Origin of the sequence: Sphingomonas pseudosanguinis, assembly GCF_052056765.1 — a bacterium.
Taxonomy (GTDB): Bacteria; Pseudomonadota; Alphaproteobacteria; order Sphingomonadales; family Sphingomonadaceae; genus Sphingomonas; species Sphingomonas pseudosanguinis.
In genome coordinates this window covers 1016498-1035134 of record NZ_CP189888.1, presented here as the reverse complement: position 1 = coordinate 1035134, position 18637 = coordinate 1016498, and the positions used below count along the sequence as shown (strand labels likewise).

The following is an 18637-nucleotide window of genomic DNA, read 5'->3' as shown; positions in this document are numbered from 1 at the left end:
TTTCCATTTCGAGGTATCATGACGACAGCCCCTACCCATTGGTCGGCCGACGCGCTTGCCGGTATCGCCGACCAGGCCGATGCCCGCCTGCCGGTCTTCGCCGATGCAGACGTGGTGCCGATCCTGCCCGACCATGATCTGTGGGACATGTGGCAGATCGCCTATGCCGACGGGCGCACCGCGATGCTGGCCGGGCGGAGCTGGTGGTTTTTCCTCGCCACGCCGCGCTTCGACGATCCCGAATGGCGGCATGACGAAGCGCGTATCCGCCTGACCAGCCACGGTGCGGACGGCTGGCGCGACCACGGCGTCACCTTTGCCGACGGCTTCACGCCGGGCAGCCGCGAATGGTCGGGCTCGGCGGTGCTGGGCGAGGACGACACGACGCTGACCATGTATTTCACCGCCTCGGGCCGGTGCGGCGGTCCGCGCACCTTCGAGCAGCGGCTGTTCGAGACGATGGGGCGCTTCATCGTCGAGGGCGATGAGGCACGCTGCGAAGGTTGGGATACGCCGGTGGAGAGCGTGGCGGCGGACGGCCATCACTATATCGTCGCCAATCAGGCCGAGCCGGAAAATGGCGGCATCAAGGGCTTTCGCGATCCGGCCTATTTCCGTGACCCGGCGGACGGTTCAGAATATCTGCTGTTCGTCGGCTCGGCCGGTTGGGTCGACGAGCATCTCGACGGCGTCATCGGCGTCGCCAAGCGGGTCGACGGGCGCTGGGTGATCCAGCCCGCGATGATCGAGTCGATCGGCGTCAACAGCGAGCTGGAGCGGCCGCATATCATTGTGCGGGACGGACTCTATTACTGCTTCTGGTCGACCCAGGCCAAGCGCTTCGCCCCCGGCCTAAGCGCGCCGACCGGCCTCTATGCGATGGTCGCCGACAGCATGGCGGGCCCGTGGCGGCCGGTGAACGGCACCGGGCTGGTCGCCGGCAATCCGGTCGAGGAGCCGACCCAGGCCTATTGCTGGTGGGTCACCGGAGAGGGCGATGTCATCAGCTTCGTCGATTATTGGGGTTTGGAAGGTGTCGACGTCAGCACCGACGCCGCGCTTCGCCGCCGGCATTTCGGCGGCACCGCCGCGCCGTGGTTCCGTATCGAGATGGCGGGCGACCGGGTGGCGATCGCCCGCGACTGAGGCTCAGGCGGAGTCCCGCGCGATCAGATCGGGGGCCAGCACCACGGAGCCGGCCTCCTCGCCACCGATCCGCGCGAACAGCGCATCGACCATCGCCTGGGCGCCGGCCGCGATGTCCTGGCGAATGGTGGTCAGGCGCGGCACCGCCTGGGCGGCGAGCGGCAGATCGTCATAGCCGACCACCGCCAGCGCGCCGGGCACCGCGATCGACCGGTCGGCCAGCACGCGCACCGCCGTCATGGCGATCATGTCGGAGGCCGCCGCAATCCCGCAGACCGGCATCTCTCCCCCGCCCTGTTGCAGCAGCGCGTCGATATGCGCGGCGATCTCCTGCTCCATGATGTCGGAGGCGAGATGACAGGACAGCTGCAGCGGCGCATCGGGCAACCCCGCCTCGGCCATGGCGGCGACGACACCGTCATAGCGGGCGCGGATTTCGGGCGCGCTGGTATCGCCCAGAAAGGCGATACGCCGGCATCCATGCGCCACCAGCCGCTCACCGGCCAGCCGGCCGCCGGCCAGATTGTCGGTCCCCACCGCCGCATGGACCTGCCCCGGCAGGGTGACGCCCCAGGCGACCAGCGGGCGATAGCGCCGCGCGACCCGCTCGATCGCGTCATACTGGTTGGACTGACCGATCAGCAGCACGCCATCGACCATCCCCGAATCGACCACCCGGTCCAGCCAGTCCTCGGCATCAGGGATGACGCGTGACAGCATCACGTCATAGCCGTTCTCGGTCAGCGCATCGACCAGATGGCCGAGCATCGTCATGAAGAACGGGTCGGACAGATGCTGCCGCCGCTCATGCCCTAGCGGCACGACGACGCCGATCACGCCGGTGCGACGGGTGCGCAGGCGGCTGGCCATCTGGTTGGGGCGAAAGCCATGCTCGTCGGCCAGCGCCTTGATCCGCTGGCGCGTCTGCTCGTTGACCAGAGTCTTTCCGGCCAGGGCACGCGACACGGTGCCCGGCGACACGCCGGCCAGTTCCGCGAGATCCGCGATGGTACGCACCCGGCGCACATCCTGCTCCATAAAATTCTCATTCATTTGAGAACGCTAACCGCAGCACCCCATGGCGAACAAGCAGGCAACGGCATTTGTCGGACCATTTTTACATGGATTAGCAATAATCGTCCGTGACGCGCTTTGGCGCGCTATGCAAGGCCGCAGGTTGAGGGGGGATCAGACGGCTGGGGGAGTGTATCCGGTGATGACGGTCGAACGGGCTCGCGACCGTCACATGCGTGGTCGCAAAGAAATTCCTATTCCTCCCCTGCAAGGGGAGGTGGCAGGCCGAAGGCCTGACGGAGGGGTGTCACCCTCTCGATAGCGGGACACCCCTCCGACGCGCTACGCGCGCCACCTCCCCTTGCAGGGCAGGAATGATGGTTCGCGCAGAGGCGCAGAGAACGCGGAGAATACGAAATCTTCTCTGCGCCCTCCGCGCCTCTGCGCGAACGCATCTCAGACCTTGTCGGTCAACTCCGGCACGACGGTGAACAGGTCCCCGACCAGACCGATGTCCGCCACCTGGAAGATCGGCGCATCCTCGTCCTTGTTGATCGCGACGATGACCTTGGAGTCCTTCATCCCCGCCAGATGCTGGATCGCGCCCGAGATACCGACCGCGACATAGACTTCGGGTGCCACGATCTTGCCGGTCTGCCCGACCTGATAGTCGTTAGGGGCATAACCCGCATCGACCGCCGCGCGGGATGCGCCGACGGCGGCACCCAGCTTGTCGGCGAGCGGGTCGATCAGCGCGTGGAACTGCTCCTCCGAGCCCAGCGCCCGACCACCCGAGACGATGATCTTGGCGCTGGTCAGCTCGGGGCGGGCGCTCTCGGCCTTTTCCGCGCCGACGAAGCGGGACTTGGCGGCATCGCCGGTTGCGGCGACCGCCTCGACCGTACCCGAACCGCCCTCGGCCGCTGCCTTCTCGAAGGCGGTGGTGCGGACGGTCAGGACCAGCTTCTTGTCGCTAGTCTTCACCGTCGCGATGGCATTGCCCGCATAGATCGGGCGGGTGAAGCTGTCGGGGGCCTCGACCGACAGGATGTCGCTGATCTGCATCACGTCGATGAGGGCGGCGACACGCGGCGCGATGTTCTTGCCCGTCGTGGTCGACGGGGCGAGGAAGGCATCGTGATGACCCATCAGCTCGGCGATCAGCGGCGCGACGTTTTCCGCTAGTGCGTTGGCGTACGCCGCGTCATCGGCGACATGGACCTTGCCCACGCCCGCGATCTTGGCGGCAGCCTGCGCCACGCCGTCCACACCCTGCCCCGCGACGATCAGGTGGACCTCACCCAGCTTGGCCGCCGCCGTGACGGTCGCCAGCGTGGCATCCTTGACGGACCCGCCGTCATGCTCGACCCATACCAGCGTCTTCACTTGGCCACTCCCAGTGCTTTCAGTTTCTCGACCAGTTCGTCGACCGAGCCGACCTTGACGCCCGCCTGGCGCTTGCCGGGTTCGGCGACATGGGTGATCGTCAGGCGCGGCGCGATGTCGACGCCGTAGTCGGCGGCGGTCTTGGTCGCCATCGGCTTGGACTTGGCCTTCATGATGTTCGGGAGCGACGCATAGCGCGGCTCGTTGAGGCGAAGGTCGGTCGTGACGATCGCGGGCAAAGTCAGCGCCACCGTCTCCAGGCCACCGTCGACCTCACGCGTGACGTTGGCGCTGTCACCGTCGATCTCGACCTTCGATGCGAACGTCCCCTGCGCCCAACCGAGCAGCCCGGCGAGCATCTGGCCGGTCTGGTTGTTGTCGCCGTCGATCGCCTGCTTGCCCAGGATCACGAGGCCGGGCTGTTCCTCTTCCACGACCTTGGCCAGCAGCTTGGCGACGCCGAGCGGTTCGACCGGCTGGTCGGCGGTGATGAGGATCGCCCGGTCCGCGCCCATGGCGAGCGCGGTGCGCAGCGTGTCCGCGGCCTTGGGCTCGCCGATCGAGACGACGACCACTTCGGTCGCCGCCCCCTTCTCCTTCAGCCGGATCGCCTCTTCCACCGCGATCTCGTCGAACGGGTTCATGCTCATCTTCACGTTCGCCAGATCGACGCCCGTCCCGTCCGCCTTCACCCGCGGCTTCACATTGTAATCCAACACCCGCTTCACGGGCACGACGATCTTCATAACCACTCTCTCAATCAGAAGCTGAAGCGGCCGCCGATCGACGCCACGAACGCTCGCGCGTTCTGCACCTGGCCCGAGGTCAGGATCGGCGTCTGCACGGCGGTGCCCGCATAGGCGGCGGTGCGGCGGTCGATGCTGGCATTGGCGAAGTCGATATAGCTGCCCGCCGCATCCAGCGTGAAGCGCGGCGTCACCTGATACGAGCCGCCGACCGAGTAATTCCAGCGGTTGGCGTCCGGCACGCGCGCGTCGCGATTGCCGTTCTGCGTCGGGGTGATGCCGCGCTGGACACCCGCCCGCAGGGTCAGGCGATCATTGGCCGCATAATCGAAGCCACCCGCCAGCGAGAAGCTGTTCTTGTAGTTTTCGGGGATCGCGGTGTTGATCGGCGCACCCAGACGGATCGCGTCGAAATCGGCCCAGGTGAAGCGCACGGCCTGCGCGTTCAGCGTCAGCTTGTCGGTCGCGCGGAAACGGCCCGCGACGATGATCTGCGCGGGCGTGTAGAATTCCGCCGTCGCGCCGTCGACCGTCCGGTTCTGGCCAGCCAGCGGGCCGAGCAGACCGCCCACTTCCAGGCTGCCCTTCAGCGTATGCTTGATCCGCGACTTGTAGCTGATGCCGACCGTCGCCCAGTCATTGTGCAGCTGCACGCCGGCGGTCCATCCCAGATCCCAGCCATCGCCCTTCAGCCGCTGGAACCCGTCGGGCAGCGCCGAGGACAGGTTGGGCAGCGCATTGCCCAGCTCGGCCTTGGTATATTCGACGTTCAGCGCGCCACCGACGCGCAGCCAGTCGAGCAGCGCGACGCCGACCGAAGGCTGGATGTCGATGGTCCGAAGCTCGGTCTTGAGCGCGCTGTACCGTGCCCAGCTGTTCGCCTCATATTCGGTGGTGAAGCTGTAGGGCGAGGTCACCGCCAGGCCGACCGCGACCCGGTCGTTCAGCGGAAAGGCGACCGCACCCGAGGGCACGACGCCGCGATTGATCGGATCGCTCGACACGCGGTTGCCGCCGACCGGCTGCAAGGTCTGGCCCGGACGGCGGATCAGCGTGCCCGTATCGACGACATCGCCCTTGGGGATGATCGCCGATGCGCCCAGCACCGCCTCACCGCGTTCCATGCCCGCGATCGAGGCCGGGTTCCACCACAGCGACGACGCGCCGGTGTCGGCACCCTCACCCGAAAAGGCGCGGCCCTGGCCACGGGTCGACTGTTCCTGAAGGTAGAAGGCCTGGCCATGCGCCGCACCCGCGAAGGCGAAGGACGAGGACAGGATGGCGGTCGCCAGCAGCGGCGCCTTGAGCGACTTGGTCATGAGCATACTCCCCGAGATTTTCTATGATGCGTTGGGACGAAGGATCAGCGGATGCGGGTCCAGGTCTGCGTCTTGCACAGCGGCACGAAGACGCAGCCGCGCACCTTCAGCGTATCCGGCCCTTCGGGCGTCAGCTTGGCGCTATAGGTCTTGCCGTCCTCGGCATTGTAGATCGTGCCGCCGCTCCAGGCCGCACCATCCTGCGAGAAGCCCTGCAGGATCAGCAGGTTCTTCAGCGGGCGATTGCGCAGCTTGGCATCGCGGTTGTTCTGGTCGGTCAGATTGGGATTGGTGCGCAGCTTTTCGGAGCTGAGGATCCGGCCGCACACCGAATTGCCGCACTTCTGGATTTCGACCACGCCACCGCGCGTCTGGGTCTGCCAGCGGCCGATCACCGTGTCCGCATTCGCACCGGCCGCCGCAAGGGCCATGGCCGTCAGGGTCAACAACATGCCTCTTCTCCTCTCCATGCCCCATATCCGGGCCGAAGCGCCGCCTGTTCACGGTCGCCCCTGAATTTCCCTATACGTCCATGACGTGACGCATAGGACAACACCGCACTATGACTATAATGCCGACTGACCCTGATCAAGGCCCGCCGGCATCGTGTCACCTCAAAACGCTTCCAGTTCCAGCGCCATCGTCGAGCGCTTGCCCGACTTGATCGCCAGGAACGCCGCCGTCGCCTGCGGCAGGATGCGATCGAAGAAGAAGCCGGTGGTGGCGAGCTTGGCGGTGTAGAACGCCGTCTCGTCCGTCCCCTCGGCCAGCCGCTCGGTCGCGATCCGCGCCGACTTCAGGAAGCAATGGCCGATGCCGACCAACCCCAGCAGACGCAGATAATCGGTCGCCGCCGCGCCCGCTTCCTCGGGGTCCTTCATCCCCTTCTGCGCGATCATGCCGGTGCTGAGCTGGAGCGCGCCGAACGCCTGCTGGAGCGCGGCGGCCCAGCCGGTGATCGCCTTGTCCTCGTGGCAGGTCAGCGCCTCGACCTGTTCCGACACCGCATGGAAGAAGGGACGCATATAGCGGCCCATATGCGCGGGCATCTTGCGGCCGACGAGATCGAGCGCCTGGACGCCGTTGGTGCCCTCATAGATTTGCGCGATGCGGGCGTCGCGGACGAACTGCTCGATGCCATGGTCGCGGATGAAGCCGTGACCGCCATGCACCTGCACCGCCAGATTGGCCGCGTCGAAGGCGAGGTCGGTGAACAGCGCCTTCACGACCGGGGTCATCAGCGCGACGAAATCGGCCGCGCGCGCCTTGTCGGCCGGGTCGATCGCATTCGCCTCGGCATCCAGCCCGCGCGCCGCCCACTGGCCTAGCGCGCGACAGCCCTCGGCATAGACACGCATCGTCATCAGCATGCGGCGCACGTCCGGATGGACGATGATCGGGTCGGCGGGCAGATCGGGCCGCTTGGCCCCGCCCAGCGCACGCCCCTGCAACCGGTCCTTGGCGTAGGCGACGGCCGACTGGTACGCGATCTCGTTGACGCCCAGCCCCTGGATGCCCACCGACACACGCTCGGTATTCATCATGGTGAACATCGCGGCCAGGCCCTTGTTCAGCTCACCCACGACCCAGCCCTTGGAGTCGTTGAACTCCAGCTGGCAGGTGGCCGAAGCCTTCAGGCCCATCTTGTGCTCGATCGCCGCGACGCTGACGCCATTGGCGGGACCAACTGAGCCGTCGTCCTTGGGCAGATATTTCGGCACCAGGAACAGGCTGATCCCCTTCACCCCCTTAGGCGCATCGGGCGTGCGGGCGAGGACAAGGTGGATGACGTTGTCGGTCAGGTCATGGTCGCCCGCCGAGATGAAGATCTTGCCGCCGGTCAGGCGATACGACCCATCCTCCTGCGGCTCGGCGCGGGTGCGGAGCAGACCCAGATCGGTGCCGCAATGCGCCTCGGTCAGGCACATCGTGCCGGACCATTCGCCCGAGATCATCTTCGGCAGGTAGAAGCTCTTCAGGTCTTCCGAACCATGGCCCATCAGCGCGGTGGTCGCGCCGTGCGTCAGGCCGGGATAGAGGCTGAACGACAGGTTGGTCGCGCAGATCATCTCCTCGACCAGCTTGTTCACCGCCTCGGGCAGCCCCTGCCCGCCATATTCGACCGGCGAGGCGAGCGCGGCCCAGCCGCCTTCGCAGAACTGGCTATAGGCTTCCTTGAAACCGGTCGGCGTGCGGACGACGCCGTTCTCCAGCTTGCACCCTTCGATGTCGCCGGTGGCGTTGAGCGGCAGCAGGACCTCCTGCGTGACGCGCGCCGCCTCTTCGAGGATCGCGTCGTACAGTTCGGGACCGAATTCGTCCTGGCCCGCGACGGGGCCGAACTCGTCCTCCTTGAAAAGTTCGTGGAGGACGAAACGCATGTCGCGTAGCGGCGCGTTATAGACTTGCATGGGATTATCCTCTCCCGATCAATTGCGCAGCGGCTTGCCGGTTTCGAGCATATGCTCGACCCGCGCCTGGGTCCGCGCATCCTTGACGCTTTCCATGAAGGCGGCGCGTTCCAGCTTCAGCAGCTGATCCTCGCTCACCTCGTCGATGATGTCGGCCTCGCCGCCGGTGACGATGTTCGCCAGACGGCCCGCGACCACCACGTCATAGGGCGTGGCGACGCCCTTCTTGGCGAAGTCGGCGACCGCGCCGTTGAAGGCGACGCGTCCGGCCGCGCCCGGCAGGCGGAAGACCGGCTTTTCGGGCGGCTGATAGCCCTCGACCAGCGACAACGCCTTCTGCTTGGCATCGGCCAGCAGACGGTCGCGGTTCATGGTGATGCCATCGTCCTTGCGGAGATAGCCCAGGTCCTTGGCCAGTGCCGCCGAGCGCGACACCTGCGCGGTCGAGATGGTTTCGAACGCCTTCATCGCGGCGGGCATCGGACCCTTGGGGCTCTTGGGCGACTTGGCGAGACGATCGATTAGCTCGCCATTGCCGCCCCAGCCCGGCACCAGACCGACGCCGGTTTCGACCAAGCCGATATAGCTCTCCGCATGGGCCTGGATGGCATCGGCATGGAGCAGGATCTCGCACCCGCCGCCCAGCGCCATGCCCGCCGGCGCGGCGACCACCGGGAAGGGCGCGTATTTCAGCGCCTTATACGCCTGCTGGCCTGCGACGACCAGCTTGTCGACCTCACCCCAGGCGGCGATGTTCACCGCGAACATGGCGAGGCCCAGATTCGCGCCGGCCGAGAAGTTGCTGCCCTCGTTATAGATGACCAGCGCCTTATACTGGCTCTTCACCAGCGCGATGGTCTTTTGAAGGAGCGACAACACCTGCTCGTCGAGCGCGTTCATCTTGCCGGTGAACTCGAACGCCACGACGCCGTCGCCGACGTCCCAGGCCGAGGCCGAACCGTTCTTGAGCAGCGGTTCGGAGCGCAGCTTGATGTCCTCGAGCAGCAGCACGCCCTCGGCGCGGACGACATCGGCATAGTCGCCGCCGAGCGTCAGATACTGACGCTTGCCATCGACCACGCGGTAGAAGGGGCGATCCCCCGCCGTCTCCAGCAGCGCGGGCACGGGCTTGCCCTCGGCGCGCCGCCGCTCGGCCAGCTTGCCCGGACCCATGCGATCGATCAGCTCGAACGGGCCGAACTTCCAGTTATAGCCCAGCTTCATCGCGTCATCGATCGCGACCACATCGTCCGCCGCTTCACCGACGAGGCCAGCAGCATAGGACAGGACCGGGCCAAGGATCGCCCAGGCATAGTCGCCGACCTTGCCCGGCGTTGCGACCAAAGCGGCCAGGTCCTTTTCGGCGCGACCGGGTAGACGTTCCGGCTTCTTTTCCGCGCGATACTCGCCGGTCTGCAGATCGATCGCCTGCTTGGCCTTGGTGCCGTCGGGCTTGCGGTCGAGGCGGTAGAAGCCACCCTTGCCCTTGCGACCCGTAAAGCCCTCCGCGATCATCTTGTCGACCAGCGGCAGCGGCCGGATCGTGTCGAAATAGGCGTCACCCTCCGGCAGGGTCGAGGACAGCGACTTGGCGAGCAGCGGCATTAGGTCGATGCCGACCAGGTCGATCAGCCCGAAAATGCCGGTCTTGGGCACGCCCATCGGACGGCCGCCGATCTGGTCGGCCTCCTCAACGGTCAGCCCCTGGTCCATCGCCGCGTTGATCGCGACCGCCAGCCAATAGGTGCCGATGCGGTTGGCAATGAAGCCCGGCGTGTCCTTGGCGCGGACGATCCGCTTGCCCATGCGGTGATCGACGAACTGCTCGACCTTGGCCGCGACACCGGCATCGGTGTGCTCGGAGGTCACGATCTCGATCAGCCGCATATAGCGCGGCGGGTTGAAGAAATGGGTGATGAGGAAGTCTTGTCTGAACTGCTCCGACCGCCCCTCGACCAGATGACCGAGCGGGATGGTCGAGGTGTTCGACGACACCGCCGTGCCGGGGCGCTTCAACTCCTCAAGACGGGCATAAAGAGCCTGCTTGATGTCCAGCCGCTCGACCACCGCCTCGACGATCCAGTCGCACTCGGCAACCTTGTCGAGGTGATCCTCGATGTTGCCCGTTTCCACCAGCTTGGCGGCGGCTGGCGACATGAAGGGCGCAGGCTCGGTCTTGAGCATCTTGGCGACGGCGCCCTTGGCGATCGCGTCGCGGTCGGCGCCGTCCTTGGGCACGATGTCGAGCAGCAGGACGGGCACACCGGCATTGGCGACCTGCGCCGCAATGCCAGCCCCCATCACCCCTGCGCCGATCACGCAAACCTTGTTGATCGTGTCAGCCATCATGCACGCTCCAATACCGTGGCGATGCCCTGCCCGCCGCCGATGCACTGGGTGGCGAGCGCATATTGGCCGCCGTCGCGCGCCAGCAGGGCCGCCGCCTTGCCGACGATGCGCGCGCCGGTCGCGCCCAGCGGATGGCCGATGGCGATGGCGCCGCCGTCCTTGTTGATCGTCTCGTCCTTCAGACCTAGATCGCGGATGCAGGCGATCGCCTGGCTGGCAAAGGCTTCGTTGATCTCGACGACGTCGAGGTCGCTGGCCGAGATACCAGCACGCTCCAGCGCCTTCTTCGACGAACCGATCGGGCCGAGCCCCATCGTCTCCGGCTCGCAGCCCGAAATGCCCACCGACTTGATGCGGGCGAGGATCTTCAGGCCGTGGCGAGTGGCGAACTCTTCAGAGGTGACCAGTACGGCGGCCGCACCATCGGTCAGCGGCGAAGCGGTGCCCGCGGTCACGGTGCCGTCCTTGTCGAAGGCGGGCTTCAGGCCCGACAGAACTTCCTCGGTGGTGTCGGGACGGATCAGGCCGTCCTCGGTCACATCGCCCGCCTTGGTGTGGATCGGCACGATCTCATCGGCCAGACGCCCGGCCGTGCGCGCCTCGGCGGCCTTCTTCTGGCTGGCGACCGCGAACTTCTCCTGCTCGGCGCGGGTGATCTGGTACTTCTCCGCGACATTCTCGGCGGTCTGGCCCATGCCCATATAGGCACCGGGGCGCGCGGCGGCGAGTTCGGGGTTGGGCAGCGGGTTGTAGCCGCCCATCGGCACCCGGCTCATCGACTCGATACCGGCGCAGATGAACGCCTCGCCCGCGCCGATCTGGATCTGGCCCATCGCGATATGGATGGCCGACATGGACGATCCGCAAAAGCGGTTCACCGTCATGCCGCCGACCGACAGCGGCAGGTCCGCCAGCAGGCCGATCAGGCGCGCGACGTTCATCCCCTGCTCGCCCTCGGGGAAGGCGCAGCCCAGGATGATGTCTTCGATCTGCGACGCATCGACGCCGGTCCGCTCGATCAACCCGCGAATCACCTGTGCGGTCAGATCGTCGGGGCGAACCCGGGCCAGGGCGCCCTTGCCCGCCTGAGTGAAGGGAGAGCGGGCATAGCCTGCGATCACGATGTTGGTCATCCAATCCTCTCTTGTGCGGTCATCTTTGGGCTTGCAGCCTCACGTTAAGGTGCGTTACCTACCCTATACGTAAACACCATAAGAAACTCGACCGCAATCGACAACCGGGTATGGTCGAAAAAATAACGAGGAGAGCCGCACGATGACGATCGGATCTGTCGCAGAGGCTGGGGGTGGTGCTGGGAACGGTGGCGTGACGGGCCAGGCGACGGGACGGCCGCTGAGCTTCGTGCCGCGACTGCTGACCGACATGTTCGAGACTACGGTACGGCGGCATCGCGATCGTCCCGCCATCGACTTCATGGGGCGGATCACCCGCTATGGCGAACTGAGCGACATGGTCGATCGCGCCGCCGCCGGCCTCCAGGCGCTGGGCGTGACGAAGGGGACACGCGTCGCGCTCTGCCTGCCCAATATCGTCTATTACCCGGTGCTGTTCTTCGCGACGCAGAAGGTCGGGGGCATCGTCGTCAATGTGAACCCCCTCTATGTCGAGCGCGAGCTGTGCCATCTGCTCGAGGATTCGGGCGCGGAGATCATCGCCACCTGCGACATTCCCGACATCTATGAACGCGTCAGCCATGTCGCCGACAAACTGTCCTTGCGCCACGTCATTTCCTGCCCCGTCGCCGATGCGCTGCCCACCGTGAAGGGCCTGGCCTATCGTCTGCTCAAGCGGTCGATGATCGCCGCGCCCGGCTCCTCGCCCCGCCACCTGACCTTCGCGCAGATGACGAAGCGCGGCGGCGCCCTGACCCCGGTATCGGCCAGCCCCGACGATGTGGCGGTGCTACAATATACCGGCGGCACGACCGGCAGCCCCAAGGCGGCGATGCTGTCGCACGCGAACCTGATCGCCAATGCCGATGCGATGGTGATCCACACCGGCGGCGAGGACGCGATCGGGGCCGAGCGCATCCTGGGCGTCCTGCCGCTGTTCCACGTCTTCGCGCTGACCACCGTGCTCAGCTTCGCGATCCGCGTCGGCGCCGAGATGATCCTGCTCCCCCGGTTCGAGCTGGACCAGGTGCTCAAGACCATCGCGCGCAGCAAGCCGACCTATTTCCCCGCCGTGCCCACCATCTACAACGCCATCGCCGGCGTCGCCGAGGCGCGCGGCGTCGACCTGTCGGCGATCAAGGCCTGCATCTCGGGCGGCGCGCCGCTGCCCGCCGAGGTGCGGGTCGCGTTCGAGACGACGACGGGGGGCAAGCTGGTCGAAGGCTATGGCCTGTCCGAAGCGTCGCCGATCATCACCTGCAACCCGTTGACCGGCGAGAACAAGGGCGGGTCGGCGGGCCTGCCCTTCCCCGGCACGATCATCGAGATCCGCGACCGCGACAATCCCGACCGGCTGATGCCGCCGGGCGAGGTCGGCGAAATCTGCGCGCGCGGGCCGCAGGTGATGGCCGGTTACTGGAACAGGCCGGCGGAAACCGCGCAGGTCTTCATCGACGGCGCGCTGCGCACCGGCGATGTCGGCTATCTGGACGAGGACGGCTATCTGTTCATCGTCGACCGCATCAAGGACGTGATCCTGTGCGGCGGCTACAACGTCTATCCGCGCATGATCGAGGAGGCGTTGTACGAGCATCCGGCGGTCGCCGAGGCGGTCGTGATCGGCATCCCCGACCCCTATCGCGGCCAGTCGCCCAAGGCCTTCGTCAAGCTCGCCCCCGACCATCACGCGACGCCCGACGAACTGCGTGTGTTCCTTCAGGACAAGGTCAGCAAGATCGAACTTCCCCGCGAGGTCGAAATCCGCGAAAGCCTGCCCAAGACCCTGATCGGCAAATTGTCGAAAAAGGAACTGGTCGAGGAAGAATTGGCGAAGGCGGCCGCCAAGGCGGCTGCGGGTGGGGGTATCGCAGGGTGAGTGAAGACGAGGAGTTGCGCGGCATCCAGGATGTGGCCAACAGCCTGGGTGTGACGACGCGCACATTGCGCTTTTACGAGGATCGCGGCCTGATCGAGCCGCGCCGCGTCGGCACCGCGCGCGTCTATTCCAAGCGGGAGACGGCGCGGATGCAGTTGATCCTGCGCGGCAAGCGGCTGGGCTTCTCGCTGCGCGACATCGAGGAATTCCTGCGGCTGTACGACGCCGATCCGCAGCATGTCGAACAGATGCGCGCGCTGGCCGAGCGGTGCCGCGAACGCGTCGACGAGCTGCGCCAGCAGATGACCGCCCTAGTCCAGACGGTCGAGGAACTGGAGACGATCGAACGCGAAGCGCGCGAGCGCGTCAACGCGGCGGGGGCGTGATTACCGACTATTCCTCCCCTTGAAGGGGAGGTGGCAGGCCGAAGGCCTGACGGAGGGGTGTCGCCGGTCGTGAGGGGGTGCCCTCTCCAATATGTGACCTAACCCCGCGCGTCACTCTCCACCTCGGCCGGGAAGCGCAGCGTCGCGCGCAGGCCCGGGCGGGTATTCTCCAGCGTCAGCGTCGCGTCCAGCCGCTGCGCGGCGGAGCGGACGATGGCCAGCCCCAACCCGCTGCCGTCGCGACCCTCGCTGGTCGACAGGCGCGCGAAGCGGATGCCCGCGCGGGCCAGTTCGGCCTCGGGCAGGCCGGGCCCGTCATCGGCGACCGACACCGATATGCCCTGCGCGTCGCGTGCGATCGACAACGTCACCTGTCCGCCGGCGCGATTATAGCGGATGGCATTGTCGACCAGATTGGAGAGGATTTCGAACACCAGCGTCCGGTGGCTGGCGATCGCGATGTCGCCTTGCGCCTCCAGATGCAGGTCCACGCCCGCCTCGATCGCCTGACCGATGCGGCGGTTGATGACCACCACGGCCACCTCACGCAGATCGACCCGCTCGCGCGGGGGCGAGGCGCCCGCCTCCTCGGCACGGGCCAGCGCCAGCAACTGGGTCACCAGATGCTCCAGCCGGTCCGCCGCATCGCCGATCTCGCCCAGTGCCGCCGGGTCGCCGCGCCGCGCCAGTGCCACCTGCACCTTCAGCACCGCGAGCGGCGTGCGCATCTGATGCGAGGCATCGGCGGTGAAGCGCCGCATCCCCGCCGTCGCACTATCCAGCCGGGCGAGCAGATTGTCGAAGGCATCGGCGAGCGGCCGCAGCTCAGCCGGAAGCGGGCCGGTATCGAGCGGCGACAGGTCGGGCGTCGCACGCGTGTCACGCGCCGCCACCGCCCCACGCAACCGGGCAAGCGGCTTCAGGCTCCAGGCGAGCGCCGGCCGGATCAGCAGGAGCGCGACACCGACCAACAGCGTCTCGCCAATCAGCAACGCCATCACCAGCCGCCGCTGCAATGCATGGCGATTGTCCAGCGTCTCGGCGATCTGGACGACGACCGGCATGGCGATGCGCGGCAGGGCGCGGCGCACCTCGGCGATGCGGATGTCCTGATCGCGGTAGCGGGCATAGCGGAACCGGGGCACGTCCAGCGCCAGGTCGCCGGGCTGCGGCGCGGGCAGGTCGGCATAGCCGGTCAGCAAACGGTCACCCACCGCGATCCGGTAATAGACATTGTCGCGCTCGTTATTCTCCAGCATGCCGAAGGCGGCGGCGGGCAGGTCCATCGTCACCTCGCCCCGCTCGACCTGCACCGTCTCGGCGATGGCGCCCAGCGCGCCGCCCAGCACCCGGTCGTTCGTGCGCCGGACGACATCGGCGATCAGCGTCGCCCCGGCCAGCCCCAGCAGGATCGCGATGCCGATCAGCGGCGCCAGCATCGCGGCGGCGAGCCGGGTCCGCAGCGCCAGTGCCTGCCCCCGCTCGGTCTTGTCGTGCTCAGCTTGCATCGAGCAGATAGCCGACGCCGCGCACCGTCCGGATCATCGGCCCGTCGGGGGCCAGCTTGCCGCGCAGCCGGGTGATGTTCACCTCGATCGCATTGGGGCCGACCGGCTCGTCATAGCCGAAGACCTCGGCGAGCAGCGTCTCGCGCGGCACGATCTGGCCGGCGCGCGTCGCCAGCGAATCGAGCACCGCCCATTCGCGTCGCCGCAGGTCGAGCGCCCGCCCCGCCACCTGCGCCTGTCCGGTCGACCGGTTGAGGACCAGCGTGCCGACCATCAGTTCGGGCGTCGGATCGCCACCGCGCCGCCGGCCGAGCGCCCGGATGCGCGCCTCCAGTTCCTCGGGCGCGAAGGGTTTGCGCAGATAATCGTCCGCGCCCAGATCGAGACCGCGCACCCGGTCGTCCAGCGCGTCGCGCGCGGTCAGCATCAGGACCGGCACCCGCTCGCCGCGCCGCCGCAGCGCCTGAAGCACCGCGAAGCCATCGATGTCGGGCAGGCCGACATCGAGGATGACCAGGGCGTATGGCTCGCCCGCGATCACCTCCAGCGCCTCCTCGCCACGCCCGACATGGTCGACCGCATGGCCCGCCGCGCGTAGCAGCGCGATCAGGCTGCGTGCGAGCGCGGCATCGTCCTCTACGATCAGAATCCGCATGACGGGCAGAATCCGCATAAGCAGGCCGACCGGTGAAAGGCGGATGACAGGTTACGGACATAGATCATCGTCATCAGCCTAACCGAACCCAGAGGCGGTAGGCGAGAGGACCTGATCGATGCGTTTTGCAATTTTGCTATCGGCATGGCTGTTCCTGGCCATCCCCGCGGGCGCGCAGCGGCCGACCGGCTATCCGCGCTCCTATGACGCGCTGATCGAGGCGGCGCGGGCGGAGCGAGGCGTGCGCATCTATGGCAATGCCGATGCCACCGCCATGGCGCCGGTGATCGCCGCCTTCTGCCGCGTCTATCCGGGCATCGCCGTCGACTATCGGGACCTGCAATCGCGCGACATCTATACGCGCTTCATGGCCGATATGCGCGCCGGCCGGCCCAGCGCCGACCTGGTCTGGTCCTCGGCGATGGACCTTCAGGTCAAGCTGATCAACGACGGCTATGCCCAGGCCTATCTCAGTCCCGAAAAGCCCGCTCTGCCGCCGGTGTCGGTCTGGAAGAACATGGGCTACGGCGTCACCGCCGAGCCGGTCGCGATCGTCTATAACCGCCGGCTGATTCCGGCCGCGCAGGTGCCGCGCACGCATGAGGCGCTGGAGCGGCTGTTGCGCGCCCGACGCGCCGCACTGACCGGCAAGGTCGTGACCTATGATCCGGCGCGTTCGGACGTCGGCTATCTCTTTCTGACCGAGGATTTCGCGATCACCCGCGACACCCGCTCGCTGATGCTGGCGATCGCGGCGACGCGGCCCTGGCTGTCGCGCACCACCGGGCCGATGCTGGACGCGGTGGCCGACGGGCGCGTGGCGATCGCCTATAATGTCGTCGGCTCCTATGCGCTCACCCGCGCGCGGCGCGATCCGCGACTGGGAGTCGTCTTCACCCGCGATTACAACATCGTCGCCTCGCGCGTCGCCTTCATCGCGCGCGATGCCCGGCGGCCGGCGGCGGCGCGGCTGTTCCTCGATTTCCTGCTGTCGCGCACGGGGCAGACGCTGCTGACCCGCGAATGGCTGTTGCCGGTGCGCCGCGATGTGCGTGCCCCCCGCCTCGCCCCCGATCAGGCCCGGCCAATCCGTGTCGGTCCCCAGTTGCTCGTCCATCTCGATACGCTCAAGCGCCGCCGGTTCCTGGCCGACTGGCGCTCCATTTTGGCCGAAGGAGCCCGTTCGCAATGAAACTTCCCCTGATCGGCTGCGCGCTCGGCGCGCTCGTCATCGCCACGCCCGCATTGGCGCAGACGCCAAGCCAGGAGGATCTGGCCGCGCTGGTCCGTGCGCAGGCCGCCGAGATCGCCGCGCTGAAGGCCCGGCTCGACCGGCTGGAGGGCACGGCCGCCACCGCACCGGCGACAATCGCCGCCACGCCACAGACGACTCCGGCGACACCCGCCCCCGAACGGCTGGCGCAGGTCACCCCACCGCCCATCATCACCCAGCCCTTCGCGCCGCAACTGGTGCCACCCGGCCCCGCCGAGCGCGACATCACCCGCGCCCGCAGCGCCGAGGCCGCCGGCGTCACCACCGAATGGGGGGCGGGCCTGCCCGTCTTCCACTCGGCGGACGGCATCTACACCTTCAAGCCGCGCGGCCGCATTCTGACCGATGTCAGCTCGACCATGGGATCGCGCTATAACGGGCGCAACATCACCACCACCGGCATGCGCGCGCTGCGCCTAGGTCTGGAAGGCGGCGTCGGCAACCACTTCTTCTACCAGTTCGAATCCGACTTCTCGGAGAACGAGGTCGATATCGTCACCGCCTTCATCGGGTGGCGCAACCGGATCGGCAAGGGCATCGACTATGACGTGCGCGCCGGCCATCTGTTCAACGATCGCGGCTTCGAAGGCTCGACCGGCTCGGACTCGACGCCGTTTCTGGAGCGCACCGTCGTCTCCACCGCGATCCTGCCCCAGCGTGGCTTCTACGGCATCGGCATCATGCCGCGGCTGTTCTGGAAGACCGGCCATGCCTCGCTGACCGTGACCGGCGACCGGGTCGATGGCAATCAGGGCAGCAATGACAGCCGCACCGTGCTGGCCCGCGCGCACTGGAACCCGATCAAGGACGACCGCCGCGTCCTGCATGTCGGCCTGTGGGGCTTTGACGAAGGGCTGTCGGCGACCGCCGGGACGCTCACCCGCAACACCGTGATCGGCGGCCGCTTCAACGGCGCGCTGCGCGTCTCCACCGGTGCGCTGCTGGGCGGGACCGGCACCACCGGTTACGGCGCGGAGCTGGGCGGCTATGTCGGTCCGGTCTGGGTCATGGGCGAAGCGGGCGAACGTCATGCGCGCCTCGACGGCGGTCGGCCCGATTTCGTCAGCAAGGCGTGGAGTCTGTCGGGCGGCTGGTTCATCACCGGCGACCTGCCCCCCTACAACCCCCGCCTCGGCAGCTTCGGCCAGCCGCGCGTGCTGAAGCCGATCTTCGACGGCGGCCCCGGCGCGATCGAGCTGACCGCGCGCTACGAGAATCTCGACTATTCCAGCCTGTTGACCGGCGGACGCGGCTGGGCCGCGACGGTGGGCGCCAACTGGTACCTCAACAGCTTCACCCGCATCCAGATCAACGCCATCCACTGGGACACCGACAACCGCGCCGGCGCCTATATCGGCCCCGACAATGGCGAGACGGTCAGCGCGCGCGTCGCCGTCACCTTCTGATCCGCCTTCCTCTCTTCATCCCTTTTACG

At 67.2% G+C, this 18637-nt stretch carries 15 protein-coding genes; 5 read left to right on the top strand and 10 right to left on the bottom strand.

The annotated features are described in order from the left end of the window. Positions 1–18: 18 nt before the first annotated feature. On the top strand, positions 19–1146 hold the full coding sequence (locus tag ACQHGV_RS04675) for a glycoside hydrolase family 68 protein (RefSeq protein ID WP_440979619.1): 1128 nt from the start codon (positions 19–21) through the stop codon (positions 1144–1146). A gap of 3 nt (positions 1147–1149) precedes the next feature. Here ACQHGV_RS04675 and ACQHGV_RS04670 read toward each other — a convergent pair whose 3' ends face one another. The 8 genes from ACQHGV_RS04670 to ACQHGV_RS04635 form a co-directional block, all read right to left on the bottom strand. Next, positions 1150–2199: a LacI family DNA-binding transcriptional regulator gene (locus ACQHGV_RS04670; protein ID WP_240455888.1), complete on the bottom strand. Its 1050-nt coding sequence runs from the start codon at positions 2197–2199 to the stop codon at positions 1150–1152. Positions 2200–2616: 417 nt separating this feature from the next. Beyond that, the gene (locus tag ACQHGV_RS04665) at positions 2617–3546 is read right to left on the bottom strand and encodes an electron transfer flavoprotein subunit alpha/FixB family protein (protein ID WP_440978846.1); all 930 of its coding nucleotides are present in this window, start codon (positions 3544–3546) and stop codon (positions 2617–2619) included. Beyond that, positions 3543–4292, bottom strand: coding sequence for an electron transfer flavoprotein subunit beta/FixA family protein (locus tag ACQHGV_RS04660; protein ID WP_440978845.1), 750 nt, complete (start codon positions 4290–4292; stop codon positions 3543–3545). Before ACQHGV_RS04660 ends, ACQHGV_RS04665 begins: the two co-directional genes overlap by 4 nt. 14 nt (positions 4293–4306) lie before the next feature. Continuing rightward, complete coding sequence (locus ACQHGV_RS04655) at positions 4307–5617, bottom strand: OmpP1/FadL family transporter (RefSeq protein WP_183951450.1); 1311 nt, start codon at positions 5615–5617, stop codon at positions 4307–4309. A gap of 38 nt (positions 5618–5655) precedes the next feature. Next, positions 5656–6063, bottom strand: a complete 408-nt coding sequence (locus ACQHGV_RS04650) for a DUF2147 domain-containing protein (RefSeq protein WP_440979618.1) — start codon at positions 6061–6063, stop codon at positions 5656–5658. Between the two features lie 162 nt (positions 6064–6225). Further along, positions 6226–8022 carry an acyl-CoA dehydrogenase C-terminal domain-containing protein gene (locus ACQHGV_RS04645; RefSeq protein ID WP_440979617.1) on the bottom strand — a complete coding sequence of 599 codons (1797 nt, stop codon included), beginning with the start codon at positions 8020–8022 and terminating at the stop codon, positions 6226–6228. Between the two features lie 18 nt (positions 8023–8040). Continuing rightward, positions 8041–10368, bottom strand: a complete 2328-nt coding sequence (locus ACQHGV_RS04640) for a 3-hydroxyacyl-CoA dehydrogenase NAD-binding domain-containing protein (protein WP_440980144.1) — start codon at positions 10366–10368, stop codon at positions 8041–8043. Further along, positions 10368–11504: a thiolase family protein gene (locus ACQHGV_RS04635; protein WP_440979616.1), complete on the bottom strand. Its 1137-nt coding sequence runs from the start codon at positions 11502–11504 to the stop codon at positions 10368–10370. The genes ACQHGV_RS04640 and ACQHGV_RS04635 overlap by 1 nt, the downstream gene beginning before the upstream one ends. A 250-nt stretch (positions 11505–11754) precedes the next feature. On the opposite strand from ACQHGV_RS04635, the gene ACQHGV_RS04630 reads away from it, so the two are divergent. Together ACQHGV_RS04630 and ACQHGV_RS04625 are read left to right on the top strand one after the other, a co-directional pair. Then, positions 11755–13380 carry a long-chain-fatty-acid--CoA ligase gene (locus ACQHGV_RS04630; protein ID WP_440980143.1) on the top strand — a complete coding sequence of 542 codons (1626 nt, stop codon included), beginning with the start codon at positions 11755–11757 and terminating at the stop codon, positions 13378–13380. Continuing rightward, complete coding sequence (locus ACQHGV_RS04625; RefSeq protein ID WP_183951455.1) at positions 13377–13766, top strand: MerR family transcriptional regulator; 390 nt, start codon at positions 13377–13379, stop codon at positions 13764–13766. Before ACQHGV_RS04630 ends, ACQHGV_RS04625 begins: the two co-directional genes overlap by 4 nt. 98 nt (positions 13767–13864) lie before the next feature. On the opposite strand, the gene ACQHGV_RS04620 is transcribed toward ACQHGV_RS04625, so the two are convergent. Next, a complete protein-coding gene (locus ACQHGV_RS04620) occupies positions 13865–15274 on the bottom strand; it encodes a sensor histidine kinase (protein WP_440979615.1) in 1410 nt (469 codons plus the stop codon). Continuing rightward, positions 15264–15929, bottom strand: coding sequence for a response regulator (locus ACQHGV_RS04615; protein ID WP_440979614.1), 666 nt, complete (start codon positions 15927–15929; stop codon positions 15264–15266). Before ACQHGV_RS04615 ends, ACQHGV_RS04620 begins: the two co-directional genes overlap by 11 nt. A gap of 118 nt (positions 15930–16047) precedes the next feature. On the opposite strand from ACQHGV_RS04615, the gene ACQHGV_RS04610 reads away from it, so the two are divergent. Then, the gene (locus tag ACQHGV_RS04610) at positions 16048–17121 is read left to right on the top strand and encodes an ABC transporter substrate-binding protein (protein ID WP_440979613.1); all 1074 of its coding nucleotides are present in this window, start codon (positions 16048–16050) and stop codon (positions 17119–17121) included. Next, a complete protein-coding gene (locus ACQHGV_RS04605; RefSeq protein WP_440979612.1) occupies positions 17118–18608 on the top strand; it encodes a porin in 1491 nt (496 codons plus the stop codon). The genes ACQHGV_RS04610 and ACQHGV_RS04605 overlap by 4 nt, the downstream gene beginning before the upstream one ends. The last annotated feature ends 29 nt before the right edge of the window (positions 18609–18637 follow it).

Excerpts from the sequence above, each read along its gene's own strand:
- ACQHGV_RS04675 (WP_440979619.1), top strand. The coding sequence starts at position 19 with ATGACGACAGCCCCTACCCATTGGTCGGCCGACGCGCTTGCCGGTATC.
- ACQHGV_RS04670 (WP_240455888.1), bottom strand. The coding sequence starts at position 2,199 with ATGAATGAGAATTTTATGGAGCAGGATGTGCGCCGGGTGCGTACCATC.
- ACQHGV_RS04660 (WP_440978845.1), bottom strand. The coding sequence starts at position 4,292 with ATGAAGATCGTCGTGCCCGTGAAGCGGGTGTTGGATTACAATGTGAAG.
- ACQHGV_RS04655 (WP_183951450.1), bottom strand. The coding sequence starts at position 5,617 with ATGCTCATGACCAAGTCGCTCAAGGCGCCGCTGCTGGCGACCGCCATC.
- ACQHGV_RS04650 (WP_440979618.1), bottom strand. The coding sequence starts at position 6,063 with ATGTTGTTGACCCTGACGGCCATGGCCCTTGCGGCGGCCGGTGCGAAT.
- ACQHGV_RS04645 (WP_440979617.1), bottom strand. The coding sequence starts at position 8,022 with ATGCAAGTCTATAACGCGCCGCTACGCGACATGCGTTTCGTCCTCCAC.
- ACQHGV_RS04640 (WP_440980144.1), bottom strand. The coding sequence starts at position 10,368 with ATGGCTGACACGATCAACAAGGTTTGCGTGATCGGCGCAGGGGTGATG.
- ACQHGV_RS04635 (WP_440979616.1), bottom strand. The coding sequence starts at position 11,504 with ATGACCAACATCGTGATCGCAGGCTATGCCCGCTCTCCCTTCACTCAG.
- ACQHGV_RS04630 (WP_440980143.1), top strand. The coding sequence starts at position 11,755 with ATGTTCGAGACTACGGTACGGCGGCATCGCGATCGTCCCGCCATCGAC.
- ACQHGV_RS04620 (WP_440979615.1), bottom strand. The coding sequence starts at position 15,274 with ATGCAAGCTGAGCACGACAAGACCGAGCGGGGGCAGGCACTGGCGCTG.
- ACQHGV_RS04615 (WP_440979614.1), bottom strand. The coding sequence starts at position 15,929 with ATGCGGATTCTGATCGTAGAGGACGATGCCGCGCTCGCACGCAGCCTG.
- ACQHGV_RS04610 (WP_440979613.1), top strand. The coding sequence starts at position 16,048 with ATGCGTTTTGCAATTTTGCTATCGGCATGGCTGTTCCTGGCCATCCCC.
- ACQHGV_RS04605 (WP_440979612.1), top strand. The coding sequence starts at position 17,118 with ATGAAACTTCCCCTGATCGGCTGCGCGCTCGGCGCGCTCGTCATCGCC.